Source organism: Psychrobacter cibarius (assembly GCA_030686115.1).
In the GTDB taxonomy this organism is placed as follows: domain Bacteria; phylum Pseudomonadota; class Gammaproteobacteria; order Pseudomonadales; family Moraxellaceae; genus Psychrobacter; species Psychrobacter cibarius_C.
In genome coordinates this window covers 367,484-390,462 of record CP131612.1, presented here as the reverse complement: position 1 = coordinate 390,462, position 22,979 = coordinate 367,484, and the positions used below count along the sequence as shown (strand labels likewise).

The window sequence follows — 22,979 nt, the reverse complement described above, 5'->3', positions numbered from 1 at the left end:
TTAAATAAGCTAGAAATATTGCTCTGTGTAAAGACACGTTAATCTTTGACCCCAGCTATGTTATGCCACTTACAGCCTATTACACGCAATTACTTCAAGCGCACACTTTGCTACCTTGCTCATATATCTCATCGAAAATCATGATGTTAAGATTCTTACAAGTCGATGTAGAGGCTACTCACATGGCTTGCTACACCTTTTATTATAAAAATATTTTTACTAGAAATTTAACTTTTCCAAAACAACGATTGTTTTTAAAATAATTAATAATGATTAACTCATAAAAAAGGAAGACAACAATGAGCCAACTAATTCGTTTAAAAGATATCCAAGCTACTCATAAAGATTTAATCGGTGATGATTATTATGACCCGACAGGTAAAACTGCTTACGGCGTCAATGAAGAAAAAATCGGTAAAATTGAAGGTGCATTAGTAGAAGACACCACTGGTCGCATTCGCTATTTGATCGTTGATGCTGGTGGCTGGTTCAGCTCAAAAGAAGTATTAGTACCAGCTGGCTTGGCACGTATCGTTGGTGATGACGTATTCTTTGACAGCTTGACCAAGTCTCAAGTCGATGCCATGGAAGTATATGACCATGATTATCAGTATAGCTATAAAGACCAGTATCAAAAGGATCGTCAAGCGTTTGTCGCTGATACTGTTCCAGTTGCAGAGCGTATGGAGATTGCAGACCATGCCTATGACGCACCAAACACACTAGAGCTACTAGAAGAGCGCTTGACCGTCAATAAAGATCGTATCGTGGCAGGTTTGGTTAAAGTTGGTAAGCATATAGTGACCGAAGAGCGCAATGTCGATGTTGAGCTAGAAGAAGAGCATGCTAATATCCAGCGTACTAACGTAGATCGTCCAACAGATCGCCGTATCGGTGACATTGATGGCAATCAAACCATTGAAGTTGAACTAGAGGCTGAACGTGCCCGCGTTGGTAAAGACACTTACGTATCTGAAGAAGTGAATGTCGGTAAAACCACTGAACGTCATACTGAAACTATCGTTGAGACTATCCAACGTGAAGAATTGGATATCGATCGCGATGGTAACGTAGTAGACCGCGAAGGTAACATAATCGACCGTGATGGTATTACTGCAGAAGACGTACGCCGCGCTCGTGGTATGTAATACGCTAAACCGTCATACTGTTTGGCTGTTATTAAAAAATAAGATCGCCGAGCAATACATGACCGTAATAAGCAGCTAAGTATTTTTACTTAGTGAATTAAGACCAGAGCATGCCTCTGGTCTTTTTTTGCTTACTATACTCAAAAATACTTAGGAATTAAAAATACTTAATGATATCTGATAAGGCTAACCTTGCAAAATCTGCAAAAATGGCTCTAAAATATTGTATAACGATTATTTCATAAAGATAAGGACATTATGATGACTACCAATTACGAAGACAGCATCCAGAACGATAGCTTTCTACAAAAGGGTTTACATAACAAGCAAGTGACACCAAACGCTATAACTGCCCCAATTGATACTCATAATGGCACAGTAGCTAATGACATAAGCAGTAATAACATAGATAAGAGCAATCATAATGTTGGACACTTGGAGCTATTAGAAGAGCGTCCTGTCATCAATAAAGAGCGTTTAGATGTCGGTAAAGTAACGGTGACCAAGCACGCTCGCACTAAGACCATTGACGTGCCTATTGAGTTAGTAGAAGAATATATTACTATTCGCACTGAATACCACGATGCGAAAAGTCAGGACTTATTGTCAGGCAATTATGATGAAAAGGATATATTGCGCCATGTCGAGCCATCGTTAGATAGCAAGGCGGTTGTTACCGTAAATGGCAAACAGATCGAAATTGGTGATGAGCCGATTGAAATTGTCCTATCACGTCAAGTGGCTACCATTACTAAAGACACTTATGCTATCCAAGAAATCGATATCAATAAAACCACTCATACCCATACAGATAGTATCCAAGTAGTGCTTAAGCATGAAGAATTAGATGTGAAGGAAGAGGGATTTTTGGCACATGAGTCTAGTGCCAATCCTCATAAATAATTTTGCTGACTCTTTCAAACTAGACATAAAAAAAGCAACGTTATCGTTGCTTTTTTCTTGATTGCTTACTTATTATGAGGTTTTTTTACATTCATAAGTGCTGACATTCGCCGCATCTGTACCTGCTGTGCGCATCACACCCGTCTCACGCGCTTCATGTGCTACACGCCACTGAGTAAAGCCCTGACTACCATCAATAGCAGTTGCTACTTCAAACACTTCTGGATTACTGGCATCATTGGTTTTATTTAATGTCACCGTACCCGTATCAGTCGCGATGACTACTTGTTTGGCATCTTCTTTATAAGTTGCATTAACTTTCAGCTCAGGTGAGCACAGATAAGCTATTTGACTGACGCCACTATTTACCGAAGCTACGGTATCATCCTGTACTTCACTGAGCGATGCATCCGCTGTATCGACAACCACCTCATTAGGCTCAGCAGGTTCAGCGGACATCGGCACCGTTTCTTCGCTATGGGCGCCATCATCTATACCCGCTTCTGTGTCTGACTGTTGCTGACAAGCACCAAGCGTCAGAACGCCAGCAAGTAAGCCAGTCAGCGCCACAGAAGTACGCAATTTTTTTAATAATTCTATAGTCATAACACTTTCCCCAATGAATATGTTAAACACTATAACGTGTCCATAAATTCACGCCTATGTTGAATTTGTAAGTAATCAATACGAAATATAGCCAACACGTTTGTGAAGAGTCAACTTTACTATCTACAAATAATATAGTCGATTCAAGATGATTTAGAGACAAAGAATACGAGCAAATACAGAAAAGCCCTTATCTACTTTAGATAAGGGCTTTTGAGACTAAGGAATATTAGAGATATATCAGCAGCAATGCTTAAGTGTTTATTATCAATATTCGCTTATGAATGCTATATTTTACCATGACATTGCTTGTACTTAAGGCCTGAACCACAAGGACATGGGGCGTTACGACTGATATTCATACCAGCGTATGGGTCTGCCTCATTGGCATTACTGCCGCTACCTACCATAGCACCTGCGACCGCACTACCAGCAAGATTGCGATTTTGCGCGGCGGCTTTTTCAGCACCGCTATCCATGTTATCAATATCACTATGCTCGAACTGCATTTGCATATGAGCAGCATTCTCACGCTGCTGTATTTCCAGCGCTTCTAGCTCTTCTTTGGTCGGAATATGGACACGTGATAAATCTTGAACGGTCTCAGATTTAATTGCGCCAAGCATCATTTGGAACAGCTCAAATGATTCACGCTTATATTCTTGCTCAGGGTTTTTCTGTGCATAACCACGCAGATGAATGCCTTTACGCAGCTGATCCATTTGGGTCAAATGCTCTTTCCAATGCTTGTCTAAGCTCTGTAGCATAAAGTGACGCTCAAGCTGGGCAGCATCTTTTTCGCCCATCTGCTCACGGCGGCTATGATAGCGATCGATAGCTGTTTGGATGATTTTGGCTCGTAAGCCTTCTTCATCTAAGCGACGATCTTCATCGAGCCAATCATTGATCGGCATCGCAATCTTAAATTCATTTTCAAGCTCGTCTTCTAAGCCATCAATATTCCATTGGTCATCGATAGAACCTGGCGGAATAAACTGGTTAATCATGGCGTTATAGACTTCTTCGTGCATAATCTCAATGGCTTCAAGCAAATCCATCTCTGCTAGCAAGTCATCACGCTGACCATAGATCACTTTACGCTGTTCGTTGGCGACATCATCATATTTCAACAGATTTTTACGCGCATCAAAATCACGGCTTTCTACTTTACCTTGGGCATTTTCAATCGATTTTGAGACCATTTTATGCTCAATGGCTTCATCTTCTTTCAGACCCATGGCACGCATCATATTTACGACGCGGTCACCAGCAAAGATACGCATCAAGTCATCTTCGAGCGATAAAAAGAAACGCGACATCCCAGGATCGCCTTGGCGACCGGCACGACCCCGTAGCTGGTTATCGATACGGCGTGATTCATGGCGCTCAGAACCAATGATATGCAAACCGCCAGCCGCAACCACTTGGTCATGCTTGACTTGCCATTCTGCTTTTAGGCGCGCCATTTCTTCAGGACTGACCGAATCAATATCTTCGATAAACGACTGCCAGTTACCACCAAGGATAATATCGGTACCACGACCTGCCATGTTGGTCGCGATCGTCACAGCCTTTGGACTACCCGCCTGCGCGATGATTTCGGCTTCACGCTCGTGTTGTTTGGCATTTAGGACATTATGCTTGACGCCTTCTTGATCGAGCAAGTAAGACAACTCTTCACTGGCTTCAATCGTCGCCGTACCAACCAAGACTGGGGCACCTTTGGCTTGAATCTCTTTGATTTCGCGAATGATACCTTTGTATTTACCTAACTTGGTTAAGAAAATCTGGTCATCCATATCGATACGAGCAATCGGCTCGTGCGTTGGAATCACGATGACATCTAAGTCATAAGTTGATTTAAATTCTGCTGCTTCGGTATCAGCGGTACCTGTCATGCCTGATAATTTTTCATACAAACGGAAGTAGTTCTGGAACGTCGTGGTCGCAAGCGTTTGGTTTTCTGCTTGAATTTCGACGTTTTCTTTGGCTTCTACCGCTTGATGTAGACCTTCTGACCAACGGCGACCCGGCATGGTACGACCCGTGTTTTCATCAACGATAACAACTTCACCATCATCGACGATATAGTGGACGTTTTTAACAAATACATGATGGGCGCGAATGGCAGCTTGTACGTGAGCCAATAATGGCAAACGGCTTGGGCTGTATAAACTTTCATTTTCACCCAACTCACCGACTTCGATTAAGAAGCGCTCAATTTTTTCATAGCCTTTTTCACTGATTTCGATTTGACGATTTTTTTCATCAATCCAGAAATCTTCTTCTTCATTATTCTTATTGGCCTCTTCGTCTTTTGAGCGAATCAGCACAGGGATAATGGTATTAATCAGCGCGTACATACGTGAAGAATCTTCGGCTTGACCTGAGATAATTAGCGGCGTACGAGCCTCATCGATTAAAATAGAGTCAATTTCATCGATAATACAGAAGTTTAACGGGCGCTGCTTTTTCTCTTTTAAACTAAAGACCATGTTATCGCGCAGATAATCAAAGCCGTATTCGTTATTGGTACCGTAAGTGATATCCGCTTGATAAGCGTCGATTTTTTCTTGCGGCGGTTGTTGTGAATAAATGACACCGACGGTCATGCCCAAAAAGCCAAATAATGGACGGTTCAATTCAGCATCACGTGCCGCCAAATAATCGTTGACCGTGACCAGATGGACACCTTTACCACTGATAGCATTTAGGTACATAGCCAAGGTACCCATCAAGGTTTTACCTTCGCCCGTTTTCATCTCAGCGATTTTGCCTTCGTGCAAGGTGATACCACCGATCAGCTGCACATCATAATGACGCATACCATTGACGCGTAATGACGCTTCACGGCAGACGGCAAACGCTTCTGGTAGTAGTGCATCTAAGCTTTCACCTTGTTGGTGTCGTGCTTTAAACTCTTCGGTTTTTTGTTGTAATTGCTCATCAGACAGGGCTTGTACCGCAGCCTCTTGTGCGTTGATTTTGCTGACCACTTTGCGCATGCGCTTTAATTCGCGGTCATTTTTAGTGCCAACCACACTGCCTATAATCTTTGATAACATAATTTTTTGACCTATGGAAATATTCGATAATTAGTGCGCATTAGCCAAAGCTTCGCCCGCTGCCGCCTTGTCATTACAGTCATCACCTGACTAAGTACCTTTTGTTAACAAAGCACCTCTTAACAAAGCACTGATTAATAAGGTACTGCCTAATGAAGTGTCGCCTAATGAAGTATCGCCCAATTAAGTGTGACGTCATTATATATGGTTATGACGCCGATGGATACAAGGGCAGCGAGTAGATATTTGCCGACGTAAAAGCGAGGCAGGACGTGTTAAAATAGTACTTACACTTTCACACTTCTTAGTTTTTTGACTGCTAAATTTGCGCGCTATGATGACCCTTTAATAAAGCTATTTGGGTAAAAATCAACCAGAATCTTGCAAATTAACGACTCATAAGCGAGTGTTTTTCTCATCTATTTTTTTACGCTGAACTGTATATACCGTCGTCCGTTTAACGCCAGCTGACTAAAAACCCATTTAAGCATTATAAGAGACTCTGCATGACCGCTAAGCCATCCGCTCAAAACCTTAACGCCGAAAAACCTACTCCGTCAAAGTACGCAATATCAAAACAACAGACCGCGACACCTTTGACCTCTGATCAGTTGATGGTAGGCGATACCGTTTATCACTTGGCAGATCATACGCCAATGATGGTGCAATATCTAACCATGAAAGCCAACTATCCACAAGCGTTACTGCTGTACCGCATGGGTGATTTTTATGAGTTATTCTTTGATGATGCCAAGCGCGCGGCACAAATATTAGAAATCACCTTGACTCGCCGTGGTACGGATAAAGCGGGCAATACCATTGCCATGGCAGGTGTGCCTTTTCATGCGGCCGATAGCTACATGGCAAGGTTGATAGCTGCTGGGCAAACCGTCGTTGTGTGTGAGCAAATTGACGAATCAGCCACTGGCACTGACAACACGAATAACCCGTCCAATGCTCCGACGATGGGCGATAAGCAGAAAAAAGATAAAAGCAAATCTGCTGCTGGCAGTATTATGCGCCGTGAAGTGATTAAAACGCTGACCGCAGGGACAATTACTGATGATGCTTTAATTGCGCCCAATCATACGCCAACTGTGGTCGCCATTGATATCGAAATACCTAAATCGAACAGCAAACAACCTGTGCAAGCTGCCATTAGCCAAATGGATTTAGCTGCTGGAACACTAACGACGCAAACGCTGAGTGCCAGCTATAATAATAGCCCTGATGATGTCAAAAATTTGCAAACGCAAATGCTGACGGTGCTGGCACGCTTTGCGCCTAGTGAATGTATCGTTAGCGAAGCACTTAACGACCGTATCGGCGAAGATTGGACGCTGTGGCTACGTCAACATCTCGACTGTCCGATTATCGAAGTGGCGGCCAATGACTTCCACCGTGTTCATGCCAGCGCAACCCTTTGCCAGCAGTTTGACGTGCAACGCCTCGACGGACTAGGAATCAATGACGCACTTCTTGCCCAATCTAGCTGTGCAGCGCTCATACATTATGCGCGGCAAACTCAGCAGCGTCATGTGCCACAACTTAATCAGCTGATCGTTGAGTACAGTGACGATTATTTAATTATCGATGCCAATAGTCAGCAAAATCTTGAGCTATTTACACCCGTTAGCAGTAATGGAACCTCATTAATATCGGTGCTCAATCATTGTCAAACGCCGATGGGTCGACGCTTACTCGTGCAGCAAATGAAACGCCCACTGCGTCAGCATGCGCGTATCAATTTGCGCTTAGATGCGATAACCAGTTTGTTAAATACTGATAAACAGTCTGAGCAAAGCTCGGGAAATATCTCATTAGTTACCAGATTGCGCGAAACCTTAAACGCTATTGGCGATATGGAACGTATTAGTAGCCGTATTGGGCTAATGAGTGCTAAACCGCGTGACCTGCGTAAACTTGCTGAGGGTATTGCTAGTAGCGCCCAGCTTACGACGCTACTGACGAATGCAGGTATTCGCCATGAACAAGCAGGACTGTTGCCGATGCTAATGCAACAATTGCCTGCGCAGTTACCTGCCATACATTCCGTCGCTGAGCTGATTGAGCGAGCTATTATCGCAGAACCACCTGCCCATATTCGTGATGGCGGCATGCTCGCCGCAGGCTATGATGCTGAGTTTGATCGCCTGACTCATCTGCATGACAATATCCAAGTGACATTGGATGAGATGGTAGAGCGCGCGCGTTTAGAGAGCCAATTACCCAGCCTAAAAGTAGGCTTTAATAAGGTCAGCGGCTTTTATTTTGAATTACCTAAAATGCAAGCAAAGAATGCACCAGCACATTTTATCCGTCGGCAAACGCTGAAGAGCAGTGAGCGATTTATCACTGACGAGTTAAAGACTGTCGAAACCGAATATCTAAGCGCGCAAAGCTTAGCATTAACTCGTGAAAAGCAGCTGTATCACGAACTCTTAACTGAACTCAGCAACCATTTAGCCGACCTGCAACAACTAAGCACTGCGGTTGCGCAAATAGATGTGCTCAGTAATTGGGCGCAGCTGGCAACTATTTATAATTGGCAGCGTCCAGTCATGAATAATAATTCAGAGAATACAGATAGATCCAATACTGGCAGTCAAACCAGTATCGATATCAAAGCAGGTCGTCATGTCGTCGTCGAAGCCGCACTAAATCCTGTTCGTAACCACAGCAACACTCCTGCCAAGCATAGCAGCCATTTTGTCGCTAATGATTGTGCACTAGGCAGTGATGAAAACCCTGAAAGACTGTTGATGATTACTGGGCCTAATATGGGTGGTAAATCAACCTATATGCGCCAAACCGCGCTGATTGTTCTACTCGCTCATTGCGGTAGCTTTGTGCCAGCAGCGCGTGCACATATTGGTGATATCGACCGTATCTTTACCCGTATTGGCTCAGCTGATGATTTGGCGGGCGGTAAATCAACCTTTATGGTAGAGATGATTGAAACGGCTAATATTCTCAATCAAGCAACCAATAAATCGCTGGTACTGATGGATGAAGTCGGACGCGGCACAGCGACCACTGACGGTTTAGCCATTGCCCACGCTTGCGTTAATCGATTGGTCGAGATTGGCTGCCTGACGTTATTTGCCACCCACTACTTTGAGCTGACAAAATTGGCGGAAAACTATAAAGAAAGCAGTAGCAGCAATGACAAACTTATCCGCAACGTCCATGTCGCTGCCAGTGAAATCGACGGTCAACTGTTACTACTGCATCAAATCAAAGATGGTGCAGCAAGCTCTAGTTTTGGTCTGCATGTGGCAAAAATGGCAGGGATTCCTACCCAAGTACTGGATGATGCCAAGCGCTACTTAGCAGATAACTTAAAATTAGACCCTAGCAGGGTAGAAAACGTGAGAACTCTTGATGACAAAAATGAATTAGCTAAGTCAGTAAATGATAAATGCGATCATATGAATGGTCATGAAATAGAGAAAACGGATATAAAAACCACCAATCAATCTCAAATAATGACTTATATTCCACAACAAAATCAGCTGTTTAGCTTACAGGATGAGCTAAGTGCGATTGATCCTGATACCTTAACGCCAAAGCAAGCTCATGATTTACTCTATCATTTGAAGAAAATCATTAGTCATTAAAGGGAATTGTCAATTAGCCGTAAAGGCGTTAAAATGTGCCTTATTTTCCAACTATTCTATGTAGCCCTTATCGTTGATTCACTTTAAAGGAAGATCAAGGCAACCAAGTGCAGATGTATCAATAATACTTCAAGCACGGTGAGCACAGTAACTCTTTTAAAAGGGATGAACTATATCAGCCAATCCAATAACAGGTAGACCTCACTATGACCTTTGTCGTTACAGATAACTGCATTCTTTGCAAATACACCGACTGTGTGGAAGTCTGTCCTGTGGACTGCTTTTATGAAGGCCCGAATTTCCTCGTCATCGATCCTGACGAGTGCATCGACTGCGCGCTATGCGAGCCTGAATGTCCCGCCAATGCCATCTTCTCAGAAGATGAGGTACCAAAAGGGCAAGAGATTTTCACTCAGCTAAACGAAGAGCTGGCGCAAAAATGGCCAAACATCACTGAGATGAAGGGACAATTGCCAGAAGCTGAGAAATGGGATGGCGTAGAAGGTAAGATTCAGTATTTAGAGAAGTAGTTAATTCCTTAAGAGAACATAGTAAATCATAGTAAATTAAGATAGTAAAAAACCACCTAATGGCCATTAAATGAAAAAGGGCTGTTAGGTGGTTTTTTATTGAACAGAAGTAAGTCTATAAGCTCGCATCATAACTGCATGAGTTAGGCAAATAAAGAGCCTCTATATTACTGCTACAACTCCAAGAGCCTGCACTGGTACGTAACCATTTTATTTTTTTACCTGCCAGTCTGGGGTTCACTTGCGTCGATACTGTGGCAGTGATGCTGGTCGCCAATACTAGAGGATTACTTATCTGTGCCACACCCATATTATTAGGCAAAACAACCCCTACTTGTGATCCACCTATTATCAGATTAGAAGCAGAAGCACGCGGATCACAGTCATTAGTATTTAACCCAATATTAACTCTGCCAGTTTGCAAACATTCTTCTACAGTTAGTCGTAGCTGTCCCAATTCATTAATAACCCTCGTCGCTTGAGTTTTGCCAATATAGATTTGATATTGCGGAATGGCAATCGCCGCTAAAATACCAATAATGGCAACAACGATCATTAGCTCAATGAGGGTAAAGCCAGTTTGGTTCAACAAGTGACGATTTTGAGTCGTTTTAATAGTAGTCATGGCATTTATATCAAGTTATCAAGATTAACCTAATAATGCACAGGCTATGCCATTATCACTGTGGAGTTAATAAATGTGAGGTATATATCTTTGCAACCAATTTATTATGCTGCTCTAACCAAGTAGTTTCATTTGTAGTATTTGTTAAAAAAGACAATACACCGCCATTACTATCCATGGCGACTAATGCACTTGCTTTTGGTAGTCTGCCATCTCGCCAATATAATATTAATTCAGCACTAGGGGCATACTCATAACTTGAAAATCCATGGCAACCCCGAACCTTGTTTTTATCGCAGTTAATATGTTCAGGTCGACTTATTACATTAGGATAGCTAGTTCTATTCATATTATAAATATGACGTGCAAGTTCATTACTACTACCTGTCAACCCTCCTACAGAAGCCAAAGCATAAAAATCTAAATGACTTAGATAAGCATCGTTACTAATGTTAGGAATATTCGGTTGGTCAGCCATGTTGGACTGTATAAAATGAATATCGCTATTATCAAAGTTAAAGTAATCTTGGCTGATATCGGTGTAGCTTTTTAAATAGATATTTTCGATAACTTTTGAAAGTAGGCAGTAACCCACATTTGAATAGACATTTTTACTATTAGGTTCAAAATCTAGAGTCATCCTTTGTAACATTTTAATGTCATAAGGGCACCATGGTGATGTACTCATCATAGAATCGTTAGTTATATTTCTATCAAAGCCTGCTCTATGCGACAGTAAATCAGATATTGTTATATCAGCAACTCTAGCATCGACAAGTCTTTCAGTTTTTACCTCAGGTAAAAAACTAATCAATTTATCATTCAAACTTATTTTCTGCTTTCTGACTAAATCTAAGATCAACTCCGAGGTAAAAACCTTAGTAACACTTGCATAATTTAAAATGCTGTTTTTAGTGACTCGGCGTGTAATGTAAGGCAATCCTTCCCAACCAGCCGTACACGCCGATGTATTACCTTCATTATCAATATAAGACAGTTGCAGGTTTAAATAATCTAACTCTCTAATACTATAATTAGCCACTTGCTGTAGCCATGTTTGCCCCCTACCCTCACATTGTAGACTATCTAAAACTAAGGCTTTTCTAACTTTTTCTTGTATCTTATCTACTACTGCCAAGTTCATCAAATAAATCAGTACGATAATCAAAATAATTAATAAATAGGACGGATTTTTAGCCAACGAAATATCCCCTTTTTATTTATTTCATTACAATACTGGCGATACTCAGAGAACTTCATCAAATGGCGCTCCTCACTTTTGGCACGACCATAGTATATGAGACTGACAAAGATTAATCCCAAAATATTTTTCCACCATTCGACGCTCACAAACGCCACACCAATAAACGGCAGGGTATATAACCACCAATAGATATTTTTTGCGATATATGCCGGATGCTTGCTGTAGCGATAGACACCTTTATCAATCAGGCGACGATAGCTTAAGTTCGAGAACGTCATACCAAATTCAAAGGTCGCAAGCCAATAAATCACCCAAGTCATATTAATAATAATGAACATCAGCCAAAATATGACGCTGCCATGCGGCAGAATATCGCTCCATATCAGGCTGTCTTGTTGGTCATTTACTTGACGCATTATCCATACTAGTGGCGGGTAGCATAATAGTGCAAACAGCCAGCCTGAAAAATTACTATCGGTATCGATGATTTGATTATTAATGATAGCGGAGCTAAACAAATAACCAAAAATCCCAATCAACATATCAATACTGATACCAAAATTAAATAGCAGTAAACTGATAGCATCCGCATTGAATTGCCATGCGCTATTAAGCAATATACTTAAATTACCTAAAAACCCACTATACATAAAAGGTACGAACACAATCTTTACCGCAGTTTTTAACCCAAAGTGCTTTAAAACAGCAGTGTCAATCGAGACACGTTTATTGAGCATTGCCCCTATCCGAGCATACTCATCTTCTGGCTCCTCTAAGCGTCTATCTACAAAATAAACATAGCCAATAACTAGGATAAAAATGATAGGAAAAGCGATAAACAAATCATTAACGAAGGTGGCATATTCAGCCAATCCCATTTGTGTTACGGAAAAAGCATATATATATATGCCTATGAATTGTAATAGCAGTACAATAATTTTACTTTTGATACGTACGCTATTGATAGGGTTTAGGTTACCCTTGTCTTTTTTATAAGGGTTTTGGAGATAAGCCAATATTAATAACGGCATAGCACAAATAAGCAGCCATACTCTTAGCAAATATTCAGTAGAGAAATACTCGATTAACAGCAGCTTTAGCAGTAAATAGCCAGAAAAAAAGCTTAATGCGAGCACCACTGATGCCTGTCTAGGATACTCATGTACAGAAACAATCATAGCTATCATGTCTCGACCATTATAAAATTAAAAAAAAGAGACATAGTAGATATGTCTCTTTTTTATCAATATTACTATCTACTAAATTTATATTAACCGCCAGTACTAGTAGCAGCAGCGGCAGGACAAGCAGATGAGTTATATTTAGCAGGAGCGGTAGATACACAAGACCAACTGCCTTGGTCAGAACGTGTCCAAGTAATTTTTGTAGCTGTATCTTTTAGAGCTGAAGACGCATCACCACCAAAAGTGCCTTCAATAACTTCTTTAGAGGTAAGAACAGCGCTGTTAGTAACCGCTGCAGTAGGCTTCGCTTTAGCAGCAACTGAAGCAGGTTTGTCTAGACTAATCACACCAGAACCATTGAAACCAAGGTCGCAAGCCCCTACAGCCGTTTGACCATCATTTAGGCAGGTTTCAATAGCAGTTTTAAGGGCGCCTAATTCAGCTACGCCACGAGTCACTTGTGATTTAGCGATATAGTTCTGATACTGAGGAATAGCGATCGCAGCTAGGATACCGATAATAGCAACAACGATCATTAGTTCGATTAAGGTAAAACCTTTTTGAGCAGTGTTCATATGAACTCCTTTAGGGTATATAAAGATAAGTAGCTGCTATTGATACAGCTGCATTTTATCTTTAGTAATATAATATGTTTGTTTCTCTTATAATATATGTTGCATATAACGTGCCAAAACTAATAGCTATAATGTACATGCGTGCTAAGTACTCAATTATTATTACTATTTTTGCATAACAAATGATGAGTCTAATAGTAACTGACAGTTAATGTTACGCTTAAGCTGCTGAAAATTGTCAGTTTACCTATTATAGGTAGTAAAAGGTAAGTCTTACTGACAATTTTTGTCAGCTTTATTTAGATATAGAGATATTTTTCTAATCATTCCAGTTATTGCCAGTACCGCAAACGCTGCCTCGACACTTATTGTTCTGATAATTAAGACTAAGCGTTCCATCATTTGCCATTTGGCTGCCAGCTTTTGGCGTGGCAACGATGCTCCACTCGGAAGTGAGCGGATTCGGCGTAAAGGTAATGGTGTATAGCGCATTGCCTTGTTTAGGAAAGTCCCCACCCCGCCCAGTAGTTAAAGCATTGCTATAACTACCTTGGATCAGTTTACGGCTTTGAATCTGTGATGCAATATTGTGCATTTCACTCATCATGTCAGTACGTTTGGTTTTGATAACGTATTGCTGATAGTTTGGATAGGCAATTGCTGCCAATACACCGATGATAGCAACCACAATCATGACTTCTACCAGAGTAAAGCCTTGCTGCGAGGCTGATCTTTTGACTGGCCAACCCTGTATTATATTGACTATCATCACCAGATTTCCTCGTTGGCACCGCAGTTGACATCAGCAATAGCTATCGTATTGGTTTTATGCGCACAGCGTATGCCGTTGCTGCTTAGCATGATAGTACTGCCACCCTTTGCAGGTCCTGAAGTATTTGGTATTGCTAGCATCTTCCACGTGCGACCAGTAGTGATAGAGAACCCTGTCGATACTAACGACTTACTCGTATCACCGCCATCGACGAGGGTAATCTTATATCGGTAGTTGGACGCATCGCTGCCATCCGGTACATAGATGGTTTTGTTATCTGTCTCTGCATAGGCATAAGTGACTTTATTGCTCGTATCAATTTTCTGCGGCTGAAAGCCTTTATAGCTTAGTGCTTTAGAGCGCCAACTCTCAAGCTGTATCTGTAATTGCTGCATTTTGGCCTGTGTCTCACGCTCAGCGTTCAGCACTGCGTAACGGCGATAGCTTGGTATAGCAATGGCGGCCAGTATCGATATAATGAAGATGACAATCATCAGCTCTATCAGCGTAAAACCGCGAGCACCATTCGCTGTGATCGTATCTCTTATCTTGGTCATGTGTGACGTCCCATAATCTAATCATAAATATGTCGCACTACTCATTCTTTGTAGTGCGACTATATCCATACAGTGTCATTAGTGCTGTGCCAGTCTTAGTGAGTGGCGCTACTATTTACGTTCATACCATATACGTGGCTGCATCGTATAGCGCTCATTAAAGATATACTCGCCAGCAGTACCGTCGCCACCGACTTGTGTCGGACGACTTCCCTCACCTGGATATAAATCTTTGATATTACTATCATTTTTAAAGGTGTCTGTGCCATAACCAGCTCGATTGATTTCTAACGCGCGTTCAGTGATAGTCCTATTACCAATGAGTACTTTGAGGTCAGTATTGTCCTCATTATAAGCACCCAATGTCAGCTCTTGGATACCTTGACCTGCAGGTAAATAGCCACCTGTACCTGTTCCTGAGCTGGCTTCCATACAGACGCCATAAGGTAGGCAGTATAACTGACGCTCTGAGCCACCTGATATTTTTGCTGCGCAGCTTGAAACCGTACCATAGAGCTTATCGGGATTATAAACCGTGGTATACAGTAGATTGTTAATGACCACACTGTCGCCTACGCCTTTATTGTAGCGGACATTATTGTAGCCATCAAAGCGAGTCAACGGATAGTACCAACCTTGCTTAGTACCCTCTACCATTGCTGACTTAGCCGCGATTTTTGCGGCTTCATTCGGAGCGCTACCTAGCGCCGTGGCTAGATTGGTTAGCTTACTCTCGGTTATGTCTTTTACAGAAGTTGTAAAATCACTCTTATAGAGGTCTGCGTTAGTCACATCGTTATCAATAATGCCATATACGCGGTTGGCATAAGTGTTATCGCTACGCAACGTCGATAGTGGTGCACTGCGATTGCCTGATATAACATTCACTAGTGCAAATAACTGGCCATTATTACTGCCAGTGCTTTTGTTACGATAGAAGCTGACTACTGGGCGCTCATAAAAACGATAGGCAGGTTTGCCACTCGGCTTACTATTTAATACGCGCGTAACACGCTTATTTGAGAATTTAGTTACGGCTTCAAAACCAAACTTCTCAGGGCGGGCATTTTCAAAATCTGCACGGAATACTTGCCCACCAAGATCTGCCATGTATATATGATCCATCAGACCATCATTGTCTCTATCGAGTACAGCAATCTCACCCGTAACACTATGAATCATGTCCGCTGTTTTGGTGTTTACACTACCGCCACTTTCGCCACTGGTCGACCATAATAACTTACCATCACTGGCATCAATCATATAAACGGCATTGCCTTTGGCTGGTGCCTTTGTGGTAGCCATATATTCATCATTTTCATAGGCCATATCATAACCGCCACCAAATATAAGGACATTGGTGGGCTTATCGTCCTTTTTAATGCGAATCTTAGCAGCCGTTGGCTTACTCCAGATTTGACCTAGGCGCGCAAAATCATTATTACCTGTGGCGTTGTTACGCCCTTCTGGAGTCAAAGTAAACATTACTTTTGGGGTTGCTTTATCGGTGATATCCATACCGTAGAATGCTTCACCGCCCATACGTAGGCCACCATAGGCAAACATACCTTTGCCAGACGATTCATCAACCTTCACCCGTTTGGCAGCCAAGTCATATTTATAATCAGTGACCACCAACCAAGGGGCATCTACGCCAAAATAAGGTTCACCAACTTTGTTTTTAGTCGAGTCCTCAACTAGAGCCGTCGGCTGGTTCTCTAACATTTTCTTAGGAATGATAGCGTAGGTCTCTTCCCCTTTATCGGCATCGACTAAATGTAGCGCACCGTCCATAGAGCCAAATAATACGTAATCGTCACGAGTATTAGTAATACGACCGTTATCATCTAAGGTGGCACTATAAGAAATGGCGGCAGGTTTTGAGTGGACGACACCACCTAATACTTTTATTTCCTTAATAGGCTTATCAAGCTTAAGGTTTTCAACATCTTTAAGAGATGTTGGTTCATCATCTTTATTCAATACCTCATCAAAGCCTAGAAAACTGAGCAATCGACGCTGGTTAATCTGCGTATAAGTGCTGGCATCTATTAGTTGATCAAAGCCTTGTGGCTTACCGTTACTATCAACACTGACTTTACGTAAAGTTGGGGTTTTATTATCGTTTGATGTATAGTCCTCCACATAAAGCGTGCGCAAACTGCCAAGTCCGGAGCTTGGTGACTTTAATTGAGCATAGACACCGCCAGCATCAACATCATTATTTGACGTTTTGCCACCTTTAATGAAGTCACCGTTTTGCCACAAATCTTGAGTCGTGGCACTAAGATCACCAGCAGCATCTTTGTATAGCAAACTTTTACTTTTACCAAACAATGTTCCTTCATTTAGGTCATATTTCTTTAAGTTACCTTTCCAAATACTTGCTGCTGTAGCGATATCAGGATCTAGCATTGGCAAATAGGCAAACGCTAGCTGATTAGAAGCGCGATATGGGTCATCAGGAATAGTAATGGTACCAGAGGGTGCAGTATTAATGACCTGTACTAAGTTCGCTGCAAAATCCACAATACTATTGGCGATATCGTTTGACTCTTCGGTATAATAGAAGCCACCATCACCAAAGGTTTTAACCTCATTATCACCTTTACGTTCACCAAGCCTACATAGATTCCGTACATCTGAATTTTTGCTTGCGTTACCACTTTCACAGTCTACTACTGGTACTGACTTACCATTGGTTATAATATTTTTTGTACCTGTCAATCCAGCGAAAGACTTACCAAACCCTACTGTTGCTGTTTTGATCGGTAACTTACCAGGGTTTGCAGGATTGCGTAATAGCTTAGAGTAACTAGCCATACAGCCCCATGATTGATTACTACTTCCCGACAGCCCTGTTGAGCTATTATTGTCACATGAGTTCATAGATAAAGTAGAGCCACTTAACGAAGCATCCATTATTCCTCTGGCATAGCGATCCTGAATATTATTAGAAGGCTCCCCATCGGTTAGCAGATAAATACCGTTACCACTACACTCACTATCATTAAGAGGCGATGAATAACTACGCTTATCATCTTTTTTGGCATTTTTAGTAGAAAAATCGAAACCGCTATATAGGTCAGTATTTCGATCACCAGTTTTAGTAGTAGTACCCATCATATAGGCACCAGACTCTGCTAATGCAGGCCCTGTTGGTGTACCGCCGTTGGCTGTTAAGTCTTTAATTTCTTCAATGAGCTCCACTCGTTGTTTAGATGTTAAGGCACTAGTAGGTACCAGAACATATCCCGTTCTTCCATCACTCTTATAACTAAAAGCACCTACGCCTATTTCGTAGTCATCAGGTAATGAGCCTTTACCTGCTATTTTTTTGCTGGCTTTGATTTCGTCTCCACTATATACCTCATCAGCTAGCAGTTCTATCAGAGCTTTTTGTAAACGTGTCAGTCTATCAAATCGCATATCTGTATAGCTAGGATTCCACCAATAACCACCACTACTAACATTACAACCCTTTGGGGTAAAGCTAATGCTTCTTTCAAGAGTATCATTAATTTTACCATCAGCATCACGCTTGCGAATGACTGCGGTAATTTTTTCTGAATTTTGACTAGTATAGCTATCCTTACAACTACTATAATCTACTTGTATACTTCTACTGTCCATACTGCCTGAGATATCTAGCATCATAAAAATAGTCGCTGTACCAGGCTTAGCTGGTGCGTAAATCTCTAAATCACCGATGGGCTTGCGATTAGGATTGGGGTTAGCCGCCTGTACCATAGTACCTGTCATACCGATAACCACTGCTGCCGATAGCAACTTGATAGGCCATGTGCGTCGACTAAAGCTGTTATTCTGTAAGTTTTTCATGGGCTGACTCCTTAAATGGATTGAGCTATCGAGCGGATAATCATTAGCAGTCATTCAATTGCCATTTAACAATCATATGCTTACTATTAGGCGTGCTCTAACAACTTTAAACGATTCGATACTGCTATCTATACTTAACTACAGCAAACTAGGTTGTAGGAAGGGTACAAACAACGCCTTTCCCTTTACCGAAATCGACACAGTTCTCACGTAATGATAAGTTTTCTACGTTTGCTACTTCATACAACACAGTATTGGGTACACCCTCTTCTATCATACAGCCGCCAATAGCATCTTCAGCATCCGTCACTGTTCCTACTCGACTGGTCTTTTTAAAACAGTCTTTGGCAGCATCTGTTTTGCCAGAATAGGCTGGTAGTATCGCAGTACTAGTGATATCGAACATAAACGCTTGGCTTGATATCTCACTGCTGTCCTGTCCAATCGTGTAACTACTAAACGCTTCATTGCTAGCATTTGGCGCCGTCAATGAAACGTTTACTTGAGTCATGCTCGCATTACGATCACTGACATAGTCGGCAGGCGTTGATGGATTGCAGTAACCAATATCATTGCCTAAAATATTACCGCCGTTTTCTGTGTTGATGGTGGTTTTGTTAATATCAAAGAAGCGTCCACGTGGACGAAAACAAAATATGTATTCATGCTCAGCACTATTGGTATCTAGAATAAAGTGTCCAAACGGCCCGCCACGCGATAGCATATCGGTATAGACCTCAGCATCACTACTACCGTTGACCCCTTGCTCGATATTTTGATTGGCATTGTCTGCCGATTGCAATAGCAAGGTGTTTATTTGATCGCTGGTTGCTAGGCGCAAATCAGTGGTACTTTGTTTAACCGCGATAGCACCGACCAAGATGATCAACACTAAAAACAATAGCACTACAATTAGTACAGCGCCTTGCTGTGTTGATACAGAGCTTTTAAGGGACTGGTGATGAGGTATATTTGACATGTTGTCCTCTTTTTTTGTGGTGCTACTTGCTACTAGATGTCATACCAGTTACCGACATAACACGAGCGTTGCGCAATAAATTTGTTGACTCATAACTGCGGCGATAATATTTAGTATTCTCGGTTTTTAATGTCTGTGCTGTGCCAAATACGCTAAAGTCAGTTTTGTCTACACTACTGACTAGTGGCGTGCTACTACGAACGATGACACCAATTTTGACTGTCGTGATTGCAGGCTTATCCGTGAGTAAAGGTTTATCTAAATTGAGATAAATGCTTGATGGCAGATACGTTAAATTATTTACATCTGTTAGCGTCCCTAATAGCACCTTAAATTGGTCAATAGCGGGTATCATTACCTCACCGTTATCACCCAAATCACTAACAACACCTGCACTACTCAGACGTCCCGCATCACAAGCCAACACTAAGTTTTGTGAACCTGTTACTGCTGTTTTTCCTGCTACTGGGCGCACAAAGTAGCGCTCAATAACCCAATCGCTACTACCGGCAACAATCTCTGCACCCTCACAGTCAAACAAAGCATTTTGCGTAATATTTTTATATTGAATAGTCAGCTGATCGCTAGCAACATTCGTATTTGATATGCCTGTCCAACCGTTGGTACCCTTCGTTCCTGTCTGACCAGCACTGACCGTAAGATAACCAGTATTAGCGTAGCTACTGTCTCCTAAATTATTACCTGTTAAAACAATCCCACCATTTCTTGTGGTGTCGTTAACATTGGTAATAGGGTTTCCTAAATTGGCAATACGAATCTGATCTTCTAGGGTTTGTAATGCAAATATTGTACTGTCTTGAACTTCTGAGGCGCCCTGCTGTACGGTCACGGTACGGGTACTAATGATATAAACCTGTATTACTGCGGCAGATATCAGTAAACCTAAGACTAACGAAATCATCAGCTCAATAAGCGTAAATCCTGAGGCAGAAGAAGGCGAAGTGTGATAAGGATGGCTTCTATTACTGTAAATATACATTAATACGCCTCCGATATTAGGCACTGACTGCCTGTTTTATAAACACCATTAGCACCAGCACAGGCTTTAACGTCTGTATCATCTAATAGTGCTTTGGTACCGTTCCATGCAGTGACAATACACATTTGCTGCTGAATAGCTTGTTTGGTCGTCCCTGGACAAGTAACCACGGCAAGCTCCACACCTTCATCTTTTGCTAACTGTTTGACCATCAATGCGTCACGAGTTGCCAATTGGCTGATGTTACATAGTTTATTTGGAATTTTTTTACTATCAGCATTAGTCGTTGTGCCATTTGATAAGCAGTTGTTAGCACCATTACGGCTTATGGTTTTTGTATCAACCTTAATATTGTCAGTTGCAGTGCTGCTGATAATCGCTTGGATAGTAGGTATAGCAAGCGCGGTGTCAGGTGTAACACTGACGAAAGCAGCGCCGCCGCCTGTGACATAAGCCTCAGGATAAGCACGCATAATCTCAGCCAAATTTCGAACGAGCGTCAGTGATTTAGTACGGACAAGACTCTCATCAGTGGCGCTGACCGCTCGCACTTGTAATGCACTAAAACCTAAGACAGCAACAGACAAGAGTAATACAGCGACTAAAACTTCAACCAGACCTACACCATGCTGTTGACCAAATTTTTTCATGAGCATGTTCCCCCTGACTGAATGGTGATAACCCCGATGGCACTAACTAAAATTTGACGCGGACTAATGCTTTTATTATCATCACAAATCGTAAACGTCATTGCATCTGCCGTTTTATTTGGCTTAAATTCGATATTATTATTATCAGAATTAATAGTACTTTTGGCGTCATAACCGTAATTAGCAAACGTTGAATCGTCATCTTCAAGTTCTATTTTACCTGTATTACTACCGTTATTATCATAAGATAACTCAACTTCCTGTCGCCGAATCACACTCTCTACCTTAGCTTCTTTTAGTGCATTAACGAGCGTCGCAGTCGTTGACTTCACTCTTTGATTAGCCAACTGATTACTGATACTAGGCGCAGCAATACCGACAATAATAGCCAATACTGCAATCGTTACCATCAGTTCAATCAGGGTAAATCCTGAGTTGGTTGTTCGTAGCGTAAGTGGTAGATTATTTGTAGATGCGTTCACATCAAATCCCTATTTATAACGGCAATTTTATAATAACTATTGTTTGTCTAATACCAATACTGGATCAAAAACATTAACAATGAATTCATATTTTCATATCATTTTTGCCCGTCTTTTTATTGTTATTTAATCAGAATACTGCAATTTTTGTTCCATAATATTTGACAAAAGTTTTGCATAGAAATAACAATAGCCATAGCAGTTATGCAAGCTATTTAGAAAATATCATTTTACAAGCAATGCTATTGAGTGATAAGCATCATATCTTGGATATTAATAACAAATAAACATATATTATTTTAATAATATAGCGTTAAGGCAACAAATTAGCAACATATTAGTGATTACCAATAGAGAGCAACAGATTTTAAGACTGATTTCCATGCGCCACAGCATAGGCAGAAAGATGGTATTTATGATTGGCTTGAATATCTGAAATGGTGACTGTCTCAGCCGAGGTAAGCAGTGTACGTCCCAATGCTTGTAAACTAGCACCCGTGGTCGCAACATCATCAAACAATAATAAACGTTTCACAGTAGGTTTTTCGATTAAAACAAAAGCATTGTCTAGATTACTCAGGCGCTCAGCACGTGTAAGCCCTTGCTGACTGACAGTGTCGTCAATACGCTTTACACCATGCCATAAAGGTATCTGCCAATGCTTAGACAATTGCGCCGATAAAATACTGACAGGATCGAAGCCACGCTTGACCAGTCGTTGCTCGGTTGTTGGCATAGCGACAATCACGCTATTATCATGATGACAACCATGAGGACGTGGTAGCTGACGTATAGCATGCAACAATAACGGTAATTTGGTCATGTCTTCATGGTGCTTAAAAGCTCTGATCGCTTGACGTAGCGGATACTCATAATAAGTCGCCGTTTGGATAGATAAAACCGTATCAGAAGCAATATCAACATTGAAGGGTTTCGGCAACCACGCGATACTGTCATGACAATGTGAGCAAAGTAGTCCGCTGTTAAAACGGTGGTTAAATTGCTGGCGCAAATTAGCAAAAAACGAAGGATTGTTTGGCAAGGGGTTTAGAGAGTGCGGTATAGAATCAGCCGTTGGCAAGCTACTAATATTTGATAAGAGGTAATTTTGAGATAGCTGAGATTGTGGCGTGCTGCGATAAACACGGCACAACTGGCAGCGTATATCGAGATACTCTGCCAGCCATAGTCCGGTTTGATAAGGCGCTAAAAGTCGCATGGACGATTATCAAAATGTGC

At 41.6% G+C, this 22,979-nt stretch carries 18 protein-coding genes; 4 read left to right on the top strand and 14 right to left on the bottom strand.

The window, feature by feature from the left end:
- The first annotated feature begins 299 nt into the window (after positions 1-299).
- Both Q6344_01680 and Q6344_01675 read left to right on the top strand, forming a co-directional pair.
- A complete protein-coding gene (locus tag Q6344_01680) occupies positions 300-1,148 on the top strand; it encodes a PRC and DUF2382 domain-containing protein (protein ID WLG14093.1) in 849 nt (282 codons plus the stop codon).
- 261 nt (positions 1,149-1,409) lie between these two features.
- On the top strand, positions 1,410-2,051 hold the full coding sequence (locus Q6344_01675) for a YsnF/AvaK domain-containing protein (GenBank protein ID WLG14092.1): 642 nt from the start codon (positions 1,410-1,412) through the stop codon (positions 2,049-2,051).
- A 72-nt stretch (positions 2,052-2,123) separates the two neighbouring features.
- Here Q6344_01675 and Q6344_01670 read toward each other — a convergent pair whose 3' ends face one another.
- Both Q6344_01670 and secA read right to left on the bottom strand, forming a co-directional pair.
- Complete coding sequence (locus Q6344_01670; GenBank protein ID WLG14091.1) at positions 2,124-2,657, bottom strand: hypothetical protein; 534 nt, start codon at positions 2,655-2,657, stop codon at positions 2,124-2,126.
- A gap of 287 nt (positions 2,658-2,944) precedes the next feature.
- On the bottom strand, positions 2,945-5,722 hold the full coding sequence (secA, locus tag Q6344_01665; GenBank protein WLG14090.1) for a preprotein translocase subunit SecA: 2,778 nt from the start codon (positions 5,720-5,722) through the stop codon (positions 2,945-2,947).
- A gap of 506 nt (positions 5,723-6,228) precedes the next feature.
- On the opposite strand from secA, the gene mutS reads away from it, so the two are divergent.
- A complete protein-coding gene (mutS, locus tag Q6344_01660) occupies positions 6,229-9,342 on the top strand; it encodes a DNA mismatch repair protein MutS (protein WLG14089.1) in 3,114 nt (1,037 codons plus the stop codon).
- Between the two features lie 206 nt (positions 9,343-9,548).
- On the top strand, positions 9,549-9,872 hold the full coding sequence (locus Q6344_01655) for a ferredoxin family protein (GenBank protein WLG14088.1): 324 nt from the start codon (positions 9,549-9,551) through the stop codon (positions 9,870-9,872).
- A 115-nt stretch (positions 9,873-9,987) separates the two neighbouring features.
- On the opposite strand, the gene Q6344_01650 is transcribed toward Q6344_01655, so the two are convergent.
- From Q6344_01650 to Q6344_01595, 12 genes are all read right to left on the bottom strand, one after another.
- Complete coding sequence (locus Q6344_01650; GenBank protein ID WLG14087.1) at positions 9,988-10,497, bottom strand: pilin; 510 nt, start codon at positions 10,495-10,497, stop codon at positions 9,988-9,990.
- A 55-nt stretch (positions 10,498-10,552) separates the two neighbouring features.
- On the bottom strand, positions 10,553-11,698 hold the full coding sequence (locus Q6344_01645) for a serine hydrolase domain-containing protein (protein WLG14086.1): 1,146 nt from the start codon (positions 11,696-11,698) through the stop codon (positions 10,553-10,555).
- Positions 11,671-12,888: an isoprenylcysteine carboxylmethyltransferase family protein gene (locus Q6344_01640; protein ID WLG14085.1), complete on the bottom strand. Its 1,218-nt coding sequence runs from the start codon at positions 12,886-12,888 to the stop codon at positions 11,671-11,673. Before Q6344_01640 ends, Q6344_01645 begins: the two co-directional genes overlap by 28 nt.
- 83 nt (positions 12,889-12,971) lie before the next feature.
- Positions 12,972-13,460, bottom strand: coding sequence for a pilin (locus Q6344_01635; protein ID WLG14084.1), 489 nt, complete (start codon positions 13,458-13,460; stop codon positions 12,972-12,974).
- A 319-nt stretch (positions 13,461-13,779) separates the two neighbouring features.
- Complete coding sequence (locus Q6344_01630) at positions 13,780-14,229, bottom strand: type IV pilin protein (protein WLG14083.1); 450 nt, start codon at positions 14,227-14,229, stop codon at positions 13,780-13,782.
- Positions 14,229-14,789, bottom strand: a complete 561-nt coding sequence (locus tag Q6344_01625) for a prepilin-type N-terminal cleavage/methylation domain-containing protein (protein ID WLG14082.1) — start codon at positions 14,787-14,789, stop codon at positions 14,229-14,231. The genes Q6344_01630 and Q6344_01625 overlap by 1 nt, the downstream gene beginning before the upstream one ends.
- A 111-nt stretch (positions 14,790-14,900) precedes the next feature.
- Complete coding sequence (locus Q6344_01620; protein ID WLG14081.1) at positions 14,901-18,629, bottom strand: PilC/PilY family type IV pilus protein; 3,729 nt, start codon at positions 18,627-18,629, stop codon at positions 14,901-14,903.
- 148 nt (positions 18,630-18,777) lie between these two features.
- Positions 18,778-19,608, bottom strand: a complete 831-nt coding sequence (locus Q6344_01615) for a pilus assembly protein PilX (GenBank protein WLG14080.1) — start codon at positions 19,606-19,608, stop codon at positions 18,778-18,780.
- 22 nt (positions 19,609-19,630) lie between these two features.
- Positions 19,631-20,608 (bottom strand): PilW family protein, encoded by a 978-nt coding sequence (locus Q6344_01610; protein WLG14079.1) that lies wholly within the window; start codon positions 20,606-20,608, stop codon positions 19,631-19,633.
- Positions 20,608-21,258: a type IV pilus modification protein PilV gene (gene pilV, locus Q6344_01605; protein ID WLG14078.1), complete on the bottom strand. Its 651-nt coding sequence runs from the start codon at positions 21,256-21,258 to the stop codon at positions 20,608-20,610. The genes Q6344_01610 and pilV overlap by 1 nt, the downstream gene beginning before the upstream one ends.
- A complete protein-coding gene (locus Q6344_01600) occupies positions 21,255-21,740 on the bottom strand; it encodes a prepilin-type N-terminal cleavage/methylation domain-containing protein (GenBank protein ID WLG14077.1) in 486 nt (161 codons plus the stop codon). The genes pilV and Q6344_01600 overlap by 4 nt, the downstream gene beginning before the upstream one ends.
- Before the next feature lie 367 nt (positions 21,741-22,107).
- Positions 22,108-22,959: a ComF family protein gene (locus Q6344_01595; GenBank protein ID WLG14076.1), complete on the bottom strand. Its 852-nt coding sequence runs from the start codon at positions 22,957-22,959 to the stop codon at positions 22,108-22,110.
- Positions 22,960-22,979: the final 20 nt, after the last annotated feature.

Bases quoted from the DNA above. Each gene is read 5' to 3' on its own strand.
- Q6344_01680 (WLG14093.1), top strand. From the start codon at position 300: ATGAGCCAACTAATTCGTTTAAAAGATATCCAAGCTACTCATAAAGAT.
- Q6344_01675 (WLG14092.1), top strand. From the start codon at position 1,410: ATGACTACCAATTACGAAGACAGCATCCAGAACGATAGCTTTCTACAA.
- Q6344_01670 (WLG14091.1), bottom strand. From the start codon at position 2,657: ATGACTATAGAATTATTAAAAAAATTGCGTACTTCTGTGGCGCTGACT.
- secA (WLG14090.1), bottom strand. From the start codon at position 5,722: ATGTTATCAAAGATTATAGGCAGTGTGGTTGGCACTAAAAATGACCGC.
- mutS (WLG14089.1), top strand. From the start codon at position 6,229: ATGACCGCTAAGCCATCCGCTCAAAACCTTAACGCCGAAAAACCTACT.
- Q6344_01655 (WLG14088.1), top strand. From the start codon at position 9,549: ATGACCTTTGTCGTTACAGATAACTGCATTCTTTGCAAATACACCGAC.
- Q6344_01650 (WLG14087.1), bottom strand. From the start codon at position 10,497: ATGACTACTATTAAAACGACTCAAAATCGTCACTTGTTGAACCAAACT.
- Q6344_01640 (WLG14085.1), bottom strand. From the start codon at position 12,888: ATGATAGCTATGATTGTTTCTGTACATGAGTATCCTAGACAGGCATCA.
- Q6344_01635 (WLG14084.1), bottom strand. From the start codon at position 13,460: ATGAACACTGCTCAAAAAGGTTTTACCTTAATCGAACTAATGATCGTT.
- Q6344_01630 (WLG14083.1), bottom strand. From the start codon at position 14,229: ATGATAGTCAATATAATACAGGGTTGGCCAGTCAAAAGATCAGCCTCG.
- Q6344_01625 (WLG14082.1), bottom strand. From the start codon at position 14,789: ATGACCAAGATAAGAGATACGATCACAGCGAATGGTGCTCGCGGTTTT.
- Q6344_01620 (WLG14081.1), bottom strand. From the start codon at position 18,629: ATGAAAAACTTACAGAATAACAGCTTTAGTCGACGCACATGGCCTATC.
- Q6344_01615 (WLG14080.1), bottom strand. From the start codon at position 19,608: ATGTCAAATATACCTCATCACCAGTCCCTTAAAAGCTCTGTATCAACA.
- Q6344_01610 (WLG14079.1), bottom strand. From the start codon at position 20,608: ATGTATATTTACAGTAATAGAAGCCATCCTTATCACACTTCGCCTTCT.
- pilV (WLG14078.1), bottom strand. From the start codon at position 21,258: ATGAAAAAATTTGGTCAACAGCATGGTGTAGGTCTGGTTGAAGTTTTA.
- Q6344_01595 (WLG14076.1), bottom strand. From the start codon at position 22,959: ATGCGACTTTTAGCGCCTTATCAAACCGGACTATGGCTGGCAGAGTAT.